The sequence below is a fragment of the Bacillus sp. SIMBA_154 genome, assembly GCF_046536015.1.
Classification (GTDB): domain Bacteria; phylum Bacillota; class Bacilli; order Bacillales; family Bacillaceae; genus Bacillus; species Bacillus pumilus_P.
This window is the reverse complement of the sequence record NZ_JAWJBV010000002.1, coordinates 351809-371533: the sequence shown is the minus strand read 5'-3', so window position 1 is coordinate 371533 and position 19725 is coordinate 351809. Positions and strand designations below refer to the sequence as shown.

Below are 19725 nucleotides of genomic sequence, written 5' to 3'. Positions count from 1 at the left end.
ATTGTATAAAAAGGAGATTGATAAAAATGGCTCAACAAACATTCAAAGTAACTGCAGATTCTGGAATTCACGCACGTCCTGCAACAGTTCTTGTACAAACTGCTAGTAAATATGATGCTGATATCAACTTAGAATATAATGGTAAAACAGTGAACCTTAAATCTATTATGGGTGTAATGTCTCTAGGAATTGCGAAAGGTGCTACAATCACAATCTCTGCTTCTGGTTCTGATGAAAATGATGCACTTGCTGCACTAAAAGACACAATGAAAAGTGAAGGCCTAGGCGAGTAATGCAACAACTGAAAGGAATCGGTGCTTCAGCAGGCGTTGCGATTGCAAAAGCATACCGTCTGGAAGAACCAGATTTAACAGTTCACCAAAAAGACATTAACGATCCAGAGACAGAAGTAAAACGTTTTGAAGAAGCAATTCATGTTTCAAAACAAGAACTTGAAGCAATTAAAGAACATGCGCTAAAAGAGCTTGGCCAAGACAAAGCAGATATCTTTTCTGCGCACCTTCTTGTGTTAAGTGATCCAGAGCTGCTAAACCCAGTAAAGGACAAAATCAAATCGGATAAAGTAAATGCTGAATTTGCTTTAAAAGAAACAGCGACCATGTTTGTCACGATGTTCGAAGCAATGGACAATGAATACATGAAGGAACGTGCAGCGGATATTCGCGACGTTACAAAACGTGTTACTGGACATTTGCTAGGCGTTGACATTCCAAACCCAAGTATGATTTCTGAAGAAGTCATTATCATTGCAGAAGATTTAACACCTTCTGATACTGCTCAGCTAAACAGACAATTCGTCAAAGGTTTTGCGACAGATATCGGTGGTCGTACTTCTCACTCAGCGATCATGGCAAGATCAATGGAGATTCCAGCCGTTGTTGGAACAAAAGAAGCAACAAAAACGGTCAAAAACGATGATCTCATCATTGTTGATGGTATTACTGGAGACGTCATCATTCAGCCTTCTGAAGATGAAGTGAAAGCGTATCAAAAAAAGCATGAAGACTTCTTAGCTCAAAAAGCGGAATGGGCGAAACTTGTTGACCAGCCAACGGTCACAAAAGACGGCGTTCACGTAGAGTTAGCTGCAAATATCGGAACACCTGAAGATGTAAAAGGTGTACTTGAAAATGGCGGCGAAGCGGTCGGATTGTACCGTACAGAATTTTTATACATGGGCAGAGATCAGCTTCCAACAGAAGAAGAACAGTTCAATGCTTATAAAACAGTGTTAGAGAAGATGGAAGGTAAAGCAGTTGTTGTCCGCACACTTGATATTGGTGGCGATAAAGAACTCCCTTACTTGCAGCTTCCAAAAGAAATGAACCCGTTCCTTGGCTTTAGAGCGATCCGCCTTTGCCTCGAAGAACAGGAGATTTTCAGAACACAACTACGCGCCTTACTTCGTGCAAGTACATATGGAAACTTGAAAATCATGTTCCCTATGATCGCGACGTTATCAGAATTTAGAGAAGCAAAAGCCATTTTACTTGAAGAAAAAGAAGCATTGGTTGCCGCTGGTACAGACGTATCCGATTCCATTGAAATCGGTATTATGGTGGAAATTCCATCAACAGCTGTCATCGCAGACCAATTTGCAAAAGAAGTGGATTTCTTTAGTATTGGAACAAATGATTTGATTCAATACACAATGGCTGCTGATCGAATGAACGAACGAGTGTCATATCTTTATCAGCCATACAATCCAGCCATTTTACGTCTGATTACGCTTGTGATTGAAGCAGCGCATAAAGAAGGTAAGTGGGTTGGCATGTGCGGTGAGATGGCAGGAGATGAAATCGCAATCCCGCTTCTACTTGGATTAGGATTAGATGAATTCTCAATGAGTGCAACATCCATTCTTCCAGCAAGAACGCAGCTAAGCAAGCTTTCTAAGGAAGAAGCTGCATCATTTAAAGAGCATATTTTATCACTTAGCACAACAGAAGAAGTAGTTGATTTCGTCAAGAAAACGTTTCAACATAACTAAGTGAATCAAACCAGACAGGTTCAACTGTCTGGTTTTTTTGTCGAATTTTATCATAATGGGTCATATCGAGCAGCGAGAAGGGCAACCTATAATTAAAAAATGGAGGTGACCAGATTGCCTTTTTCTGACTATAAGCCGGGTGATCAAGTATATGTGATTTATCGAAATCCACATGCAGCAAACGTAGCACAAATTAAAGAAGCGGAAATCGTTTCACATCCATACAACGAAGAGGAGCTTGCACTATTTTTACTGGAAACGTATCATCCATTAGCACCTGATGATGCCGTATTTTCAACATACGAAGAAGCAGAAGCCCTTTATCAAGATTTGTTTGAATAAGGGAGATTTTAGAAAGGATAAAAGCCATCCTGAGCGGTTAAAGTAACGGTATGAAACCTTAAAGGTAAGGATGTGCTAAATATGATCAAACCTTTCGTCCCCCAGCTTGTTTATATTGAACCTCGAGCGCTAGAGTACCCGTTAGGACAAGAGCTGAAGGAAAAGTTCGAGGGTATGGGAATTGAAATAAGAGAAACGACTTCACATAACCAGGTGAGAAATATCCCAGGGAAAAATGACTTGCAAAAGTATCGCAATGCGAAATCAACGCTTGTCATTGGTGTGCGGAAAACATTGAAGTTCGACTCGTCTAAACCATCTGCAGAGTATGCGATCCCATTTGCGACGGGATGTATGGGGCATTGTCATTATTGCTACCTGCAAACGACAATGGGAAGTAAGCCGTACATTCGCACGTACGTTAATGTAGAAGAAATATTAGATCAGGCTGAGCAGTACATGAACGAGCGTGCGCCGGACATCACAAGATTTGAAGCCTCTTGTACCTCTGACATCGTAGGGATTGACCATTTGACACATACACTGAAGCGAGCGATTGAATATTTTGGGCAAACCGATCTTGGCAAGCTTCGCTTCGTCACTAAATTTCATCATGTCGATCATCTATTAGATGCAAAGCACAACGGTCGAACAAGATTCCGCTTTAGTATCAACGCTGATTATGTCATTAAATATTTCGAACCCGGAACATCACCGCTCGATCAACGAATTGAAGCGGCTGTCAAAGTGGCAAAAGCAGGCTATCCTCTTGGCTTTATTATTGCCCCGATTTACATTCACGAAGGCTGGCAGGAAGGGTATAAAGTTCTTTTTGAAAAACTCGATGCCGCCCTTTCAGAAGATGTGAGACACGATATCACCTTTGAAATGATTCAGCACCGCTTTACAAAACCAGCGAAGCGTGTGATCCAAAAAAACTACCCGAAATCAAAATTAGAATTAGATGAAGAAAAAAGAAGATACAAATGGGGTAGATATGGAATTGGAAAATATATCTATCAAAAAGATGAAGAACAAGAACTAAGACAGACGTTAGAATCATATATCGATCAGTACTTTCCGTCTGCAAAAATTGAATATTTTACTTAAAGCAAGCCTTTATGGCTTGTTTTTTTCTATTTAAATTTTCTTACAACTATTGAATGCGGTACCAATTTTGCCGATATACAAAATAAGATACGAAAGTAGGATGTAGGGGTGATGAGATGTTTAAGAAACTTCAAATAAGGATAGCTGTTTTTATCTCAGTTATTTTAATTTTAACCGTTGTGGCAGTTCAAGTGGGTTCCAACATAGTATTAAGACCACTCATTGAACGTGATGCAAAAACCACCACAGCAGCAACGGCAGAAAGCATGAGAGACATCATTGCATTAAGACTTAATGGTTACAGTGATACAATTAACAAACTGGCAACAAGTACACTGACTGAAGATTTTGCACAAAAACAAACAAAACAAACATTGGCATTTGAAAGCGATGAACTAAAAGGCTTACAGGAGCAGGATGAACTCATCTCGCTTGCCTATATTGGAACAAATGATGGCAAAATGTTCGCTTTCCCAGAGTCCGATTTTGGCGAAGGATATGATCCTTCTAAACGAGATTGGTTTATTCAAGCGGCTGAAAAGCCTGATGAGGTCCTGTGGACAGACCCATATATTGATAAAGCAACCAATGAAATGGTCGTCTCAGCCACTAAGGCGATTGTGCGAAATGGAAAAGTCGTTGGAGTTGCTGGACTTGATTTGAAGCTGTCCTCCATTCAATCCTATATAAAGGAACAAAAGATTCCTTATATGGGAACCGCTTTCTTAGTTGACGGCACAGGCACCATTTTGGCGCATCCAACAGAGCAAGGAAAAAACATATCAAAAGTCGCTTCTGTGAAAAAAGCGATCGACAATTCTGGTATTGATGATAACAAACAGCTGACAGTCATATCTAAAATTAAAGAAGCCGATTGGACGATAGGGGTCAGCTTCGAGAAAAAGAAACTGCTTTGGATCACAGAACAAATGAATCAAACAAGTTTCATCATATCTGTGATTGCGATTATTCTTGCTATGATCCTAAGCTACTTATTAGCAAGAAGCATTACAACGCCAATCAAGCGTCTGATAGAGCATGTTCGTAAAGTGTCTGAAGGCGATTTAACCAGCTCACTTGAAACAAAGTCCCAGGATGAAATAGGTTTCCTCACGAAAAGCTTTAATCAAATGACAGAGGGCATTAGGGAGTTAATTGAAAAAGTGAAAGGGGCTTCAGAACAGGTTGTGAAATCAACGGATGAAGTGACACAAATTTCAAATGAGACCTTACTATCAAGCGAACAGATTGCAACTGCCATTCAAGAGGTGGCAACAGGGGCGTCTAAACAAGCAATAGATGCTGAAACAATTAATGAGAAATCAGAGCATTTGTATGAAAAAGTACGTCATATGGGTGAGCTTGCCACGCAAATGCAAGCCAACTCAAAATCATCTGAAGATGCAGGCTATAGAGGGCTCGATGCTCTTGGCCAGCTCGTCCAAAAATCAACACAAGCGAATGAAGAATCGAAGAAGGTAGAGCAAATGCTGCTGGATCTTGAGCATAAAACGAAAAATATTGAAAACGTCGTGACGGCGATCTCTGAAATCTCTGATCAAACGAATTTACTTGCACTGAATGCAAGCATTGAAGCAGCGCGAGCAGGAGAAAGCGGACGAGGGTTTGCTGTCGTCGCAGAAGAAGTAAGAAAGCTTGCTGAACAATCTGCACAATCAACAAAACACATTAGTGAAACTGTGAAACTCATTCAAGATGAATCGAAGAAGGCGGCTGAAGCAATGACAGCAGCAAGTAAAATGAATGAGGAACAAGGTGATGCCATCAATGCAACAGGTGAGGCACTCAGCAGCATCACAATGGAAATGCAGGCACTTGTCGGCTCCATTGACAGCATTCATACACAGATCAATGAAATGACAGAAGAACAGCAGAAAATGAATGATTCCATTCAAAGCATTGCTGCAATTTCAGAAGAATCTGCGGCTTCAGCAGAGGAAGTGCATGCTTCTACCGATGAACAAGTACAAGCTTTAGAAAGAACGAAAACCTCGACCGAAATGCTGAACGAATCAAGCCAGGCATTACGTCAGGCGGTTGACCGGTTTAAGGTGTAATAGAATGGAAAGGAGCCTTGCGACGTGAGCAAGGTTCTTTTTGTATGATAAAATAAGTGCAGAGGGGGTGTTGACATGGATGTCAATCTATTTGGAAAAAAAGCATTGGTAGCTGCAAGCAGTCAAGGTATCGGAAAAGCAATAGTCTTTGCTCTAGCAAAAGAGGGCGCAGATGTAATGCTCTCAGGAAGACATGAGCAGACGCTGAAAGAAACGGTCAAAGAATTGTCCCCGCTTGTAAAAGGGCAGCTGACTTATCAAGTATGTGATGTATCTGACGCCGAGCAAATCAAGGCGCTTGCCCAAGCAGCAGCTGGTGATGAAAAGCGTCTCGACATTCTTGTGAACAATACAGGCGGTCCTCAAACAGGGACGCTCGAGACCTTAACGGATCAAGATTGGATGGACTCATTTCAGCTTCATTTACTCAGCTATATCCGGTTATTAAAAGAGGCCTTGCCTTATTTAAAAAAACGCGGCGCACGCGTGTTAAATATTGCGTCTATGTCGGTGAAAGAACCGATTCCAGGCTTGATGCTGTCGAATACATTTAGACCGGCGATTGCTGGATGGACAAAAACAGCTGCCCAGGAGCTTGCACAAGATGGCATTTTGATCAATACGTTAGCCCCGGGAAAAATTGAAACAGAGCGCGTCAAACAGCTGGACAAGCACCGCGCGCAAACAGAGCATCAATCAGTTGAAGAGATCAAAGCACAAGCAGAACGAGCGATCCCGCTTGGCCGGTACGGACAGCCAGAGGAATTTGCGGCATATGCGGCTTTCCTTTTATCTGAAGCGAATACATATATGACAGGTCAAACACTGATCATTGATGGTGGATTGACAAAGTCTCTTTAAGGAGGAACACGTGATGGCACAAATCAAAACAGTTGGTTTCATTGGAATCGGTGTAATGGGACATAGTATGGCAGGACATTTAATGGATGCAGGATATGAGGTTCTCGTGTATACAAGAACGAAAACGAAGGCAGACGCATTGATTCAAAAAGGCGCTTCATGGAAGTCAACAGTGAAGGAAATCGCAGCAAGTGCGGATGCTGTCATCACTATGGTCGGGTATCCATCAGATGTGGAAGAGATCTATTTAGGGGAAGAAGGGCTCGTGACACATGCTGCTCCTGGTACTTATATCATTGATATGACCACATCGAAGCCTCAGCTTGCAAAAGAAATTGAAATGAAAGCGAAGGAAAGAGGCCTATTTGCGTTAGATGCACCGGTATCAGGTGGTGACGTAGGGGCGAAGAATGGTACGCTGGCCATTATGATTGGCGGAGAAAGGTCAGCCTATGAAGCTTGTCTGCCTCTATTTGAGCACATGGGTGAGAACATTCAATATCAAGGACCGGCTGGAAGCGGCCAGCATACAAAAATGTGTAACCAAATTGCCATTGCAGCAGGCATGGTAGGTGTCGCAGAGGCAATGGCCTATGCCGAAAAATCAGGTCTTGATCCAGAGCAGGTGCTCAAAAGCATCACAACAGGAGCTGCAGGAAGCTGGTCCTTGTCAAACCTTGCGCCAAGAATGCTGAAAGGTGATTTCGAGCCAGGATTTTATGTGAAGCATTTTATCAAGGATATGGGCATTGCACTTGAAGAAGCAGAGCTGATGGAAGAAGAGATGCCAGGCCTCTCACTTGCGAAGTCACTTTATGAAAAGCTCAGCGAACAGGGCGAAGAAAACAGTGGAACGCAGAGTATTTATAAATTATGGGTAAAATAAAAGCCTGTCCCACGGTTGGACAGGCTCAGCGTGTAGACAAACCCTCGCATTCGTTGTCAGTCCTGCGTGCCGGTGCTCACGAAACTCAAATTCGCTCCAGTACTCGTCCTTCCTAGACTGCAAAGGTTTTCTATCACGCTGAAAAGAAGACAAAAGGCTAAAATAAAGTTCATTTTAGCCCTTTGTCAACAATCTAAAAGGCTGTCCCTCGGTGGGACAGCCTTTTTCATATTATTTTCCGATGAATTGCTGCGTCCAGTAGTTGCCATCTTTCACATAACCAACACCAATATGTGTATAGTTTTTGTTTAAAATGTTCGCTCTGTGACCTTCACTGTTCATCCAAGCCGTTACAACTTCTTGAGGTGATCTTTGACCTTGGGCAATGTTTTCACCTGCTGTTTTGTAAGTGATACCGAATTGCTTCATTTGATCAAATGGAGATCCGTAAGTTGGGCTTGTATGAGAGAAATAGTTTTTATCTTTCATATCTTGAGATTTTGCGCGCGCCGATTTGCTTAATTTTGAATCAACAGAAAGTGCCTTTAATCCTTGTTTTGCACGCTCTTTATTTGTCAGCTCAACTACTTCTTTTTCAAATGCATTTAAGCTGCTGTCTGCTTTTGCTGCAGTTGTGTCTTTTTGGTCAGCTTTTGTGCTGTTATTGTTGTTTGTGTTTTGTTTCGCTGGAGTGCTTGGTTTAGAAGCAGTTGGTTTTTTCACTGATTCTTGTTTTTGTTCATTTTTTGCTTTGTTTACTTCTTTCACCACTTTTGTACCAGTAACAGGTTGACCGCTTTTGATCAGCTTGTTTAATAGAGCTTCGATCTCTTTTTGGTTAGACTTGCTTAGCTTGTTCACATCTGAAGAGATATGTAATTTTGCAGCTAATGTATGAAGATCAATGGCTTGATGCTGTACGTGTATGACTTGTTTCAGGTTAAGCTCCTTTGCATCAGCTGAATGTTCTCCAGTGAACGTAATCAATGCAGCAGCTGTTAGCGCTGAAAAAAAGAATGATTTCTTCTTCATTTTGTAACTCCTCCTAAAATCTTTGTTTTGTTTTCTCACAGAAAATCATAACATAGACTTTTTGTTATAAATGTACCAGCATCCTCCATTGACAAAGCGTGTTTGTCATTTTTGTTAAAGTCATAGAAAGAGCCTCTTCATATCAAAGGATAGGGAATTCTTCCACTTAATGAAAACGACATAAACATACCAATATTTTAAAGTGTTAGTATATTTTTTTGCAGAATAGGGATTGACAGCTTTTTTTCACTTGTTTCGCTGTAACAACTATTACAAAAGTGTTACAATAATGAGTGGTAATTGTAAAAGATTGAAAGGATGAGAGGAGCTACATAAGTGGGAGAGAAACAGCATCAAGGTGCTGCCGAGCAGAAAAAAATCAAGCGCCGGAACGCCTGGAGGATTAATCTCTTTTTCTTCGCTGTATTTAGTTTATTTGCTGTACTTGTGATCAAGCTCGGTGTGCTGCAAATCGTCAATGGTGAGGATTATAAAAAGCAAGCAAACCGAACAGAGGTCAAAACAGCATCATACCCGTCTCCAAGAGGAAAAATGTATGACGCGAGAGGAAGAGTCGTCGTTGATAACGAAAGTGTACCTGCGATCGTTTATACATCAGAAAGCGGTGTGAAAGCGGAGGATAAGATTAAGGTAGCAAGAAAACTTGCGACTTATATAAAAATGGATACTGATTTTTTGAGAGAGCGAGACATTCGAGATTTCTGGCTGGCCAGCCACCCGGAAGAAGCCGATAAGCTTATTTCAAAAGCAGAGAAAAAGGATATCAATGCGAAAGATGTCTATCCGCTTCAAGTGAAGCGTGTGCCAAAGAAAGAAGTAAAGGCCATTGAAAACGATGCAAACGAAAAAGCAGTTGCAGCGATCTACCGAAGATTTACAGGCGGCTATGCCTTTGAGCCTCAAATTGTGAAAGCAATGGACCCAAACGAAGAGAAAAAAGGGGACGAAAAAGTTGCTTTACTCGATGAAACAAAAGAATCAAAACAGACATCATCAGAGAGTTTGACATACGAAGAAATTTCACTTGTATCAGAGCACCTTGATGAACTGCCTGGCGTGAATGTCATCAATGACTGGACAAGAAAATATCCGTATGAAAAGACCCTTTATAATGTACTTGGCGGTGTGACCACACCAGAGCAAGGAATCATGAAAGAGCGTGAAGATTACTATATGGCAAGAGGCTACTCGCGAAATGACCGGGTAGGGAAGAGTTATTTAGAATATCAATACGAGGATTTCTTAAATCCAGAAAAAGCAACCGTTCAATATACACAAGTCGGCGGGAAGATGCTTGATGAAATCAAGCGGACAGAGGGACGAAGAGGACTTGACCTTGCGCTGACATTTGATATGGAGCTGCAAAAGGAAGTCGACAAGATCGTCGAATCAGAGCTTAGATCCGCTAGTGCAAGAAACTATATGATGGACCGGGCATTTGTTGTCATGATGGATCCTAACACAGGCGACATTCTCGCCATGTCAGGAAAGAAAATGGACGGCAGAGATGTCACAGATTATGCCATTGGAAACTTTACAACGCAATATGAGATGGGCTCTGTCGTAAAAGGAGCCACTGTCCTCTCTGGTTATCAAGACGGGATGTCACACAATCAATCCTATATGGATACACCGCTCTACTTTGCAGGGAGTGGGGGGAAACCGAAAAGGTCTTACAAAGTTCTTGGGTGGGTTAATGACCTTCAGGCGCTTCAAAAAAGCTCAAACGTCTATATGTTCCAAGTAGCGATGAGGATGGCAGGCATCACCTATCAAAAGGATGGTCCTCTGCCAGCAAGACCTGAGCATTTACAAAAAATGAGAAATTATTATGCGCAATTCGGTCTTGGCGTGAAAACAGGGATCGACCTGCCGCAGGAATCAAGCGGAATGCAGACGCATCCTAAGACGGTCGGCGGGCTCTTACTTGATGAAGCAATTGGACAGTATGACACGTACACACCGCTTCAAGTCGCACAATACATGTCGACAATCGCCAATGGAGGCAACCGTGTTCAGCCAAGAGTGGTGAAAAGTGTTCACCTTCCAACGAATAAGGAAGAAGTAGGCCCGGTTGTGAAAAAATATGAGCCGAAGGTGCTGAATACCATTAACAACTCGAAAGCTGATATTGACCGCGTGAAAATGGGCCTGAAAATGGTCACATCAACAGGCGGGACTGCCGCTGGCCGGTTCGGTCAGCATGATGTAGCGGGGAAAACAGGCACAGCCCAAACCTTTTACTATGGCGCCAACCGCAGCTGGTGGGGAAATGCCACGTACAATTTAACCTTTGGCGGATATTATCCTTCTTCTAATCCAAAGGTGGCTTTTAGTGTCGTGACCCCTTATGTCACAGATAAAGATCCTGTCATTAAAACGATCCCGAGTAAAATTGTTGATAAGTACGTTGAATTACAAAAAAAATACGAAAAGCAATAAACAGCAGAGAGCACAGCAAGAGAATGTGCTCTTTTTTGCTGAAAATATGGACGTTTCACTCGATTATGGAAGGAAAATACGGGTTTTCTAGCGAATCTTTTTTATACATCAATCTAAGGACAACCCTAAAAAAATAAAAGGAGGGTCGGACGACGATGGAACAAAAAATGAAAGATTCGAATCAGTTGTATTCGAATATTGATTTACATGCCGTTCTTTCTTCTAATGGCCGCTTTCTCTACATTTCTTCCAACTGTAAACAGCTTTTGCTCTATGAACAAAAGGATGTACTAGGGTGTTTTTTGAAGGACTTTGTTCATAACGAAGATCAATTTCTCGTCGAAAGCTATTTCTACAATCAGCACATGCTAGAGATTTGCCACTTTAGACTGCTAAGAAGTGATCTTACAGCTGTTTGGATTGAAGCAAGCGTTGATTTTGTTGCTTGTGATGGTTTAGACAACGAATTAGGTAGAGAAATGATCCTGAAAATGAGGGTGCTGGACTCTGAGCCTCAAAAAGCAGCATTTCAAACAACATCAGACGTGTCAGAACAGTCGTTATGCAGTCTACCGGCTTTCCAAAATGTCAGTGAAGCTGAAAAGTTAATTGCTATGCTGCCAAATCCGTTATGTATTACGGCGCTTGGGAAAATTGTGTATGCGAACGATGCGATGCTGCAATTAATGGGGGTATGCACAAGAGATGACATGATCGGCAAGTCCACGTTTGATTTTATTGCCGAGGAATACCACGACATAGTGAGAAATCGAATTACAAGACTGCAGCAAGGCCTTCCAGTCGGAATGATTGAACAAGAATGGAAGAGGAAAGACGGGAGCAGCATTCACATTGAAGTAAAGTCATCGCCTACGATCTATCAAAATCAGCGGGCAGAGCTTTTGCTCTTAGTGGACATCTCATCTCGTAAAAAATTCCAAACCGTCCTTCAAAAAAGCCGAGAGCGGTATCAGCTGCTTATCCAAAATTCAATTGATACGATTGCGGTCATCCATGATCATAAATGGGTGTTTATGAATGAATCGGGCATTAAATTATTTGAAGCCGAACATTACGATAAATTAATAGGAAAGGATATCTTTCATCAAATCCATTCTTGTGATCAGCCAAAAGTCAAAAAAAGCTTGTCGCGTATTATTGAAAGAGCATCAGATTCTGAGATTGTCACGATGAGCTGCCATACGTTTAAGCATAAGCTGATTTATACAGAAATGGTTTGTATCCCAACAACATTCTTTGGAGAAACAGCCGTTCAAATTATTTTAAGAGATATATCCGAGCGAAAGCAGACAGAAGAACTGATGCTGCGCTCTGAAAAATTATCGATTGCAGGCCAATTGGCGGCGGGCATTGCACATGAAATAAGGAATCCATTGACGGCCATTAAAGGCTTTTTGCAGCTCATTAAACCGAAAACAAAAGATCGTGATCAATATTTCGACATTGTTTTCTCTGAGCTGAGCCGGATTGAGGTTATATTAAGTGAGTTGTTAATGCTCGCGAAGCCGCAGCAAACTGCATCGATGCAGACGCTTGATTTGAAGAAAATCATCAGCGAAGTCACGGCTTTGTTAGAAACACAGGCCAACTTAAATGGAATTTTAATGAACACAAGTGACATTGAGGAGGATCTCCTAATGAACGGGGATCAAAATCAGCTCAAGCAGGTGTTTATCAATTTAATCAAAAATGCTGTAGAATCCATGCCGGACGGAGGAAAGGTAGACATTACGGCCAAAGCAGAAAGAGATGGGATACTCGTCACCATTAGAGACGAAGGGGTCGGCATTCCTGAATCAGTCATGAAGCGAATAGGAGAGCCCTTTTTAACCACAAAAGAAAAGGGCACTGGACTCGGCCTCATGGTGACATTTAATATTTTAGAAAATCACAACGGGACGATCCGTGTCGATAGTCAGCCTGAGAAGGGCACCGTGTTTCACATCATGTTTCCTGCAAAATAAAAACAACGGCAAGAGAGCCGTTGTTTCATTCGTCTGTTGAATGTATGGAACGTTTTTCAAGTATAAATTGTTCTAGCCGGTCAAGTCCTTCTTTCAGCGTTTCAAGTGAGTATGCATAGGAAAGGCGCACATACCCCTCGCCTAATGGAGAGAAAGTAGAGCCAGGTACGACAGCAAGTCTTGTACTTTCTAACAGCTCCATGCAAAAATCAAATGAACTCATTCCAAACGATTCAATGGATGGAAAAATATAAAAAGCGCCAGAAGGTTTAATGACCGGAAGCCCCATAGAAATGAGCCGATCATATACATAATCGAGTCTCTTCTTATATTGCTCTCTCATGATGAGTGCATCATCTACACCATTTGTCACGGCTTCAAGTGCCGCCTTTTGTGAGACAGCCGAGGCACAAGACACGTTATATTGATGTACTTTTAATACATGTTTAGCAATTGGAGCTGAAGCAAATAAAAAGCCAATTCTCCATCCGGTCATGCTATGAGATTTTGACAGTCCGTTGACCACAATGGTCTGTTCCTTTAGGAAAGAGGCAATTGAATGATGGGGCCGATCAAATGTCAGCTCACTATAAATTTCGTCGGATAAAATAAAGATGTCCTTTACTTCAAGCAGCTGGGCAATTTCTTTCAATTCTTCTTCAGAAAGTGTGACACCTGTTGGGTTTGAAGGGTAAGGAAGGACAACACACTTTGTCTTTTCCGTTAATGCATCCTCAATCAGCTTGGCATTTAATTTAAAGCCAGCATTCGTTGTGTCGATATGTACGGGCGCCGCGCCGCACATTCGAATGATCGGTTCATAGCCAGGGTAAACAGGTCCAGGTAAAATGACCTCATCACCCTCAGTCAAAATGGTTCGAAACGCAGCATCAATTGCTTGACTTGCACCTGTTGTGACAATGATTTCTGACTCTGCATCATAATCAAGATTCACTTTCTTCTTGATGTAATGCTGGATCGCTTGTCTTAGCTCTAGGAAACCAGCATTATGAGTATATGAGGTGAAATTCTCGTCAATGGCTGCTTTAGCAGCTGTTTTAACATGATGCGGCGTATAAAAATCGGGCTGACCTATAGTCAATGAAACGACATCCTCATATGACGATACGAGATTTGAAAATGTTCGAATGCCTGAAATTTCAATATCCTTTACTCTTGGATTCAGCAAATGCTCCATTTCTCATCACCTTAAAATATTTATGTTTTTATCCTATTTTACCATTCACTGCATAAATGTCACCTGCGGAAGGGCATCGGATATCATTATATGTAGTCTATTCTCCTATCCATCACAGCATGAGTGATATATTGAAGAAAGAGCAACATTTATTATAGCGTAACCAGCTCGGAAAATACAGGCTGTGATGATGATTAGAAAACGGCAAAACTGCGTAAAATGAAAGAACGTGAGAATGAAGTCATGGGAATGGCTTTCATAGACATACGATCTCCTGAAGGAGGACGATAGATGGAACAATCAGCGAAGACATCGAAAATAGCATTTCTATCCGTGATGAGTAACACATTTGTTGTGATCTTAAAAATCATTGTGGGGCTGTTAACTGGATCTGTTGCTGTTTTATCAGAAGCCATTCATTCCTTTCTCGATTTAATGGCATCTTTTATTGCATTTATCTCTGTTCGTATTTCAAGAAAGCCAGCAGATTCAAAACATCCTTATGGACATGGAAAAGTCGAAAATATTTCTGGAACCATTGAGACCCTGTTGATCTTTGTTGCTGGCATTTGGATCATATACGAATGTGTTCACAAATTAATGCATCCAGAGCCCGTCAAGCTGCCTGTACTTGGCATTGTGGTCATGCTGTTAGGCGCGCTCATCAATTTTGTTGTATCGAGGGTTGTGAACAAAGAGGCAGAGAGAGTACATTCTGTCGCCATGAAATCGAATGCGCTGCATCTTTTAACAGATGTTTATACGTCATTAGGGGTGGCATTTAGTTTATTGCTTGTTGCATTAACAGATTGGTATTTCCTAGATCCGATCATTGGTATGATTCTGGCCCTTTTTATTATGCGTGAAGCGTTTAAACTCATGAAGGAAGCCTTCCCGCCGCTTGTAGACGCCCGGTTAACACCGGAGGAAGAACAATCGATAGAAGCTATCATTCAAGCATTCAGCCAAGAATTCATTGAATACCATGACTTTCGAACAAGACGGTCTGGTGCAGAAGAATATATTGATTTCCATTTGATTGTGGATGGAAAAACTACCATTGAAGATGTTCACCAATTATGTGATCGAATCGAAGAGAAGATTCAGCATGAATTTCCGCATGCACAAATCTTTATTCATGTGGAACCTGAAAGTGAAAGAAGTTCACAAACGTAAAAAGGCGATCAACCTGCCTACAGGTTGTATCGCCTTTTTTTACGCTTCATCTATGAAATGAAATCAATAGCCATAAGCAGTATCGTAATCTTCATACCAAGAGATATAAGCTGTGTCATCATTTGACAAACCATGCTTCATGTCTAAAAAATCAGCTTCGCAAATATCTTCAATCACAGTCATTTCGTTGTTCTTTAATAGTACGACAGTTCCCATCATGAACACCTTTCTTTAAAAAATCCTTGACTATTGTACCATGTGAAGCGCGATTGTCAACAGAAGAATCGAAACAAGACGAAAATATCACAAAATGTTAAAAGGACAGGAGATAAAAGAACTAGAAGTGCCATGATTTTCACAAATTTTCAGTATTTATTCACATAAATCATTCATGACACGCTGATCTAAAATATATGTAAAAGTGTAAAGCTCCATTGATCTTGCTATATCCATAAGATATAATAACGAATGATTATAAGAAATTTATAGAAAACATACATAATAAAGGAGAAATAGGATGGAAACAAACATAGCAGAACCACACATTCAAGAAAAGAAGCATCCTGAGCTAGCAGGCGTGGGCTATCGTTTTCTTGCTCACCTTTTGGACGGTGTCATTATCGGTGTTCCTTATGCCTTCATCATGTTTATTTTGGCGACACTCTTGTTTGTCTCAAGCCCAGAGGCAGCATTGATGCTAGAGGATGACAGCTATTACTACTCTACAACCGTCATAACGGATGAAGAATGGGCTGTCATTATGGGACTTATCTTTTTCTACGTAGGAGCGATTTTGATCGGTATCGTGGTGACATGGCTTTATTACGCCATCATGGAATCATCAAAACTGCAAGGAACTCTTGGCAAAATGGCTCTTGGGATCAAAGTCACAAAAGTAACGGGTGAAAAAGTGACATTCGGAAGAGCAACAGGCCGCTTTTTTGCAAAAGGCTTTTTGTCTCCAATCTTATGTATTGGCTACATCATTGCGTTTTTCACAGAGAAAAAACAAGCACTTCACGATTTGATTGCAAGTACCATTGTAGTAGTGAAGAAATAATGAAAAGAGGCACCTCTGCTAGTATAGTAAGGGGTGCTTTTTGCATAGATCGCTTGTATGGAAGAGGGCAATCTCACATAAAGTAGAATGATAGTGAAAATCCAGGCAGGGAAGGGAGACAATATATTGAGAACAGGAAAAAAGACCGTACAGAAAAAAGGGGCAGGCTTCGGGCTGTTTTTGACAGCACCTGTTTTGGCCTGGGCACTATATGATTTTGCAAATACGATATTTTCATCAAATATGATCACCATTTTCTTTCCATTCTACTTGCAGGAAACGATAGGGGACAGCGCTAGAATGGATCAGATCGCCAGTACCTTTATTTCTTATGCAAACGCACTAGCCAGCTTTTTCCTCGTGATTTTTACACCTTTATACGGTGTGCTAATCGATCGTACAGGAAAGAAGAAGCGCTACATCACGGTGTTTACCCTGATTTGTATTGCTTGTACATTTTTGATGGGGATCTTTGCTGGAATTGATTTCTCAAACGAATGGTTTGGGCTGCCTGTCTCCTTATTAGTGGTGGTCACCTTGTTTGTGATTGCAAAATTTTTCTATCATTCTAGTCTTGTTTTTTATGACACCATGTTGCCCGATCTTGGGACAAAGGATGAAATACCTCTTATTTCTGGATTTGGCATCGCCGTTGGCTATTTAGGAACACTTGTCGGCCTCTCTGTTTATTTACTTGTCGGCAATGACCAGTTTCATGAAGCGTTTATCCCAACAGCACTTTTATTCTTTCTCTTTTTTCTGCCCTTTCTCTTTTTTGTAAAAGATCCTTATCCGCTGCCACAGCAAGTGAAAAAAGCGTCTTTTTTCAGCGGGTATAAAGAGATTATTGGCACGTTCAAAGATATGAAGCAATACAAGCCAGCTTTTATGTTTATGATCGCTTTCTTTTTTATGAATGATGCTTTACAGACAGCAATTGCGATGATGGCCGTTTATGCCAAAATCATCATTGGCTTTACCGCTGGGCAATTTATTTTACTTTATCTTGTATCAACCATTTCAAGTATCATTGGATCCTTTCTATTTGGATATATCACAAAAGCCATCGGGGCAAAGCGCTCGATTACAGTCGTTTATGTCATTTTAATCGTTGCGCTGATTCTGGCTGTGACAGCTTCAACAGAATGGGTATTCTGGGTAGCGGGCAGTTTATTTGGGATCTCACTTGGCGCGAGCTGGGGGGCATCACGCATATTGATTATTGAGCTGACACCGAAAGAAAAACGCGGACAGTTTTTTGGTCTCTTTGCCTTCTCAGGGAAGGTGTCTTCAATTGTCGGACCGATCATTTATGGCTCAGTCACACTGCTATTTGCAGAGCACGGAAATCTCGCAAGCCGCCTTGCACTAGGGTCTTTACTCATCCTTGCAGCGATAGGACTTGTGATTCATCAATTCGTACGAGAGAAAGCGTAAAGAAACGTCAACTTTTTACCCATGCTGCCGATATAAAAAGTACAATCTTATATAGAAGAATAGAGGGATTTCCGTGGCTTTAAACAAACAAGAAATTTTACTTGACTCTGGTACAAATGAATTGGAAATTGTGAAGTTTGAAATTGGTTCAAATCAATTCGGCATTAACGTGATGAAAGTAAGAGAAATCATTCAGCCAGTTGAGGTGACAGTTGTACCGCACTCTCACCAAGACGTAGAAGGTATGATTAGTTTACGAGGCGAGATTTTACCAGTCATCAATCTATTTTCCTTTTTTAATGTCGAGTCAGATCGGTCCGAACAAGAGAAGTATATCGTGACTGAATTCAACCAACGGAAATTTGTGTTCCATACAGGAACGGTTTCACAAATTCACCGCGTCAGCTGGGAAGAGATTGAAAAGCCGACTGCACTCAATCAAGGCATGGACCGTCATTTAACAGGCATTATTAAGCTTGATGGGAAAATGATTTTCCTTCCAGATTACGAAAAAATCATTTATGATATTGAATCCGCTTCTGGAGTAGAAACGTATCATATGTTTGACGGTGAGAAAGACGAGAGAAGAACAGGGAAGAAGCTGTATGTTGTTGAAGATTCTCCGCTGCTCATGCGTCTATTAACGAATGAATTAACTGAAGCAGGCTATAAAAACATTGTGACCTTTGAAGATGGCAAACAAGCATATGATCATGTCATGGATCTTGTCAGCAAAGGAATCAGTGTGACAGAAGAAATTGATATGATGATTACAGATATCGAAATGCCCAAAATGGATGGTCATCGATTAACAAAACTGCTAAAGGAAAACCCTTTAACGAGCTCCATTCCGATTCTAATCTTCTCTTCGTTAATCACTGAAGATTTGCGGCATAAAGGGGAAACAATCGGAGCAGATGATCAAATTAGTAAACCAGAAATTCATCAGCTCATTGAAAAGGTCGATCACTTTATTATCTAAAGAAAAAACCACTCGGCCTGAGTGGTTTTTTCTGTTTAAAAATAACTTTCCCCGAGTCGTTTGAAGACGGGTTTCGTATAATGTGATTTTTGTTTTGTGGCGGCAGGTTTTTCTTTTAAACCAACATACGTTTGAAGGATTTGTTTTGCTCGGTTTAATGACATATTCGCCTTCGGATTGCGATATGATTGATTTAAATTTCCTAAGTGTGGCAAAAATTCGAAGTCTTCTTTAGTTGGTGGCAGATGAAAATAATAATCTCCAATTTCAATCAGCACGTCGGACTGTTGTTGACTATATTTGGGATTGTTAGAGAAATGTAGGCCCACTTTTCTTCCTTTACCTTCTTGTAATAGTTTTTGCAGCGCACGTTTTTTCAAAAGATAAAGAAACTTGGGATTTGGTGCGGTTTTAGCATGGCGGTTAACAGTATAAATGGCTTTTGCGATGTTTTCTGCTGTAGGTTCTATGTCTTTAGTATGAGCATAATCGTCCATTTTTTCTCTCCTTTGTCTTTCGTCTTCCTGTGCTTAGTATAAATTATACGTTTTTATTGGTAAATTGCAAATGGAGTTATTGTAAAAAGAAAACCTTTGGTATAAAGGGATTAGGGAGGATTAAAAATTTAATGTTTTAGAATCAACCCCCAATACTTCCCCAAAATTATAAATTCATAGCCTCTTCAAAAACTTCCACTGATTCTATTTCTAATTATTCGAAAGTATGGATATATATGTCATTGATCATTGGAGGGGTATTTCCAAGACGGTCAGCAATTACTTTGTCTGGTATTCTTTTGCTTATCAGTATAGTCGCATGAGTATGTCTTAAACCATAAACGGTAATTTTCTTTAGATTTTGATTATCGGCAACTATATTGACAGCATAATTAAGTGAGTTAGGTGATATAGGTTTTCCATTCGTCCGACTAATTAATATGAAATCTTCTTCTTTTAAAGGATGACCAAAGGAAATCTTTAACTCTTTACACCATTTTAGGTACAATTTTAATTGGTTTATTACTTTCCCCCGACTTTATAGTGAGGTAACTATTATTAGTTTTTGGGGGGCCAAGTATGAGAAGCGCAGTATAGTGCGAAATAC

General features: G+C 40.8%; 18 protein-coding genes and 1 pseudogene. 14 read left to right on the top strand and 5 right to left on the bottom strand.

The features are described 5' to 3' along the window. Positions 1-26 precede the first annotated feature (26 nt). From R0K30_RS05320 to R0K30_RS05285, 8 genes and pseudogenes are all read left to right on the top strand, one after another. A complete protein-coding gene (locus R0K30_RS05320; RefSeq protein WP_003211078.1) occupies positions 27-293 on the top strand; it encodes a phosphocarrier protein HPr in 267 nt (88 codons plus the stop codon). After that, the gene (gene ptsP, locus R0K30_RS05315) at positions 293-2011 is read left to right on the top strand and encodes a phosphoenolpyruvate--protein phosphotransferase (protein WP_099728680.1); all 1719 of its coding nucleotides are present in this window, start codon (positions 293-295) and stop codon (positions 2009-2011) included. Before R0K30_RS05320 ends, ptsP begins: the two co-directional genes overlap by 1 nt. Positions 2012-2125: 114 nt before the next feature. After that, entirely contained in the window at positions 2126-2353 is a 228-nt protein-coding gene (locus tag R0K30_RS05310) for a transcriptional regulator SplA domain-containing protein (RefSeq protein ID WP_099728679.1), read from the top strand. 81 nt (positions 2354-2434) lie between these two features. Then, entirely contained in the window at positions 2435-3463 is a 1029-nt protein-coding gene (splB, locus tag R0K30_RS05305; protein ID WP_099728678.1) for a spore photoproduct lyase, read from the top strand. 116 nt (positions 3464-3579) lie between these two features. Next, positions 3580-4602 (top strand): annotated as a pseudogene (locus R0K30_RS05300) (cache domain-containing protein); the annotation flags it as partial. Further along, entirely contained in the window at positions 4594-5541 is a 948-nt protein-coding gene (locus R0K30_RS05295; protein ID WP_370461128.1) for a methyl-accepting chemotaxis protein, read from the top strand. The pseudogene R0K30_RS05300 and the gene R0K30_RS05295, both read left to right, overlap by 9 nt. Positions 5542-5616: 75 nt before the next feature. Then, on the top strand, positions 5617-6402 hold the full coding sequence (locus R0K30_RS05290; protein ID WP_099728676.1) for an SDR family oxidoreductase: 786 nt from the start codon (positions 5617-5619) through the stop codon (positions 6400-6402). 13 nt (positions 6403-6415) lie between these two features. Next, entirely contained in the window at positions 6416-7288 is an 873-nt protein-coding gene (locus R0K30_RS05285; protein WP_410609486.1) for an NAD(P)-dependent oxidoreductase, read from the top strand. A gap of 231 nt (positions 7289-7519) precedes the next feature. Here the strand turns inward: R0K30_RS05285 and R0K30_RS05280 are convergent, their stop codons facing one another. Next, complete coding sequence (locus R0K30_RS05280; protein ID WP_410609484.1) at positions 7520-8320, bottom strand: CAP domain-containing protein; 801 nt, start codon at positions 8318-8320, stop codon at positions 7520-7522. Positions 8321-8656: 336 nt separating this feature from the next. Between R0K30_RS05280 and R0K30_RS05275 the strand changes: the two genes are divergently transcribed. After that, complete coding sequence (locus tag R0K30_RS05275) at positions 8657-10783, top strand: peptidoglycan D,D-transpeptidase FtsI family protein (protein WP_410609482.1); 2127 nt, start codon at positions 8657-8659, stop codon at positions 10781-10783. Between the two features lie 155 nt (positions 10784-10938). Then, positions 10939-12768, top strand: a complete 1830-nt coding sequence (locus R0K30_RS05270; RefSeq protein WP_410609480.1) for a PAS domain-containing protein — start codon at positions 10939-10941, stop codon at positions 12766-12768. A gap of 25 nt (positions 12769-12793) precedes the next feature. Here R0K30_RS05270 and R0K30_RS05265 read toward each other — a convergent pair whose 3' ends face one another. Further along, positions 12794-13966, bottom strand: a complete 1173-nt coding sequence (locus R0K30_RS05265) for an aminotransferase A (RefSeq protein WP_410609478.1) — start codon at positions 13964-13966, stop codon at positions 12794-12796. Between the two features lie 291 nt (positions 13967-14257). Between R0K30_RS05265 and R0K30_RS05260 the strand changes: the two genes are divergently transcribed. Then, on the top strand, positions 14258-15142 hold the full coding sequence (locus tag R0K30_RS05260) for a cation diffusion facilitator family transporter (protein WP_099728669.1): 885 nt from the start codon (positions 14258-14260) through the stop codon (positions 15140-15142). Positions 15143-15205: 63 nt separating this feature from the next. Here R0K30_RS05260 and R0K30_RS05255 read toward each other — a convergent pair whose 3' ends face one another. Further along, entirely contained in the window at positions 15206-15358 is a 153-nt protein-coding gene (locus R0K30_RS05255; protein ID WP_162842519.1) for a hypothetical protein, read from the bottom strand. Between the two features lie 301 nt (positions 15359-15659). On the opposite strand from R0K30_RS05255, the gene R0K30_RS05250 reads away from it, so the two are divergent. The 3 genes from R0K30_RS05250 to R0K30_RS05240 all read left to right on the top strand — a co-directional run bounded on the left by R0K30_RS05250 (position 15660) and on the right by R0K30_RS05240 (position 18621). Further along, entirely contained in the window at positions 15660-16202 is a 543-nt protein-coding gene (locus tag R0K30_RS05250) for an RDD family protein (protein ID WP_410609475.1), read from the top strand. A 126-nt stretch (positions 16203-16328) separates the two neighbouring features. Continuing rightward, the gene (locus R0K30_RS05245) at positions 16329-17639 is read left to right on the top strand and encodes an MFS transporter (RefSeq protein ID WP_249704659.1); all 1311 of its coding nucleotides are present in this window, start codon (positions 16329-16331) and stop codon (positions 17637-17639) included. 73 nt (positions 17640-17712) lie between these two features. After that, positions 17713-18621, top strand: coding sequence for a chemotaxis protein (locus R0K30_RS05240; protein ID WP_099728666.1), 909 nt, complete (start codon positions 17713-17715; stop codon positions 18619-18621). A gap of 35 nt (positions 18622-18656) precedes the next feature. Here the strand turns inward: R0K30_RS05240 and R0K30_RS05235 are convergent, their stop codons facing one another. Together R0K30_RS05235 and R0K30_RS05230 are read right to left on the bottom strand one after the other, a co-directional pair. Further along, positions 18657-19118 carry a YkyB family protein gene (locus R0K30_RS05235; RefSeq protein WP_008356877.1) on the bottom strand — a complete coding sequence of 154 codons (462 nt, stop codon included), beginning with the start codon at positions 19116-19118 and terminating at the stop codon, positions 18657-18659. Positions 19119-19332: 214 nt separating this feature from the next. Further along, entirely contained in the window at positions 19333-19626 is a 294-nt protein-coding gene (locus R0K30_RS05230; RefSeq protein ID WP_410609472.1) for a tyrosine-type recombinase/integrase, read from the bottom strand. Positions 19627-19725: the final 99 nt, after the last annotated feature.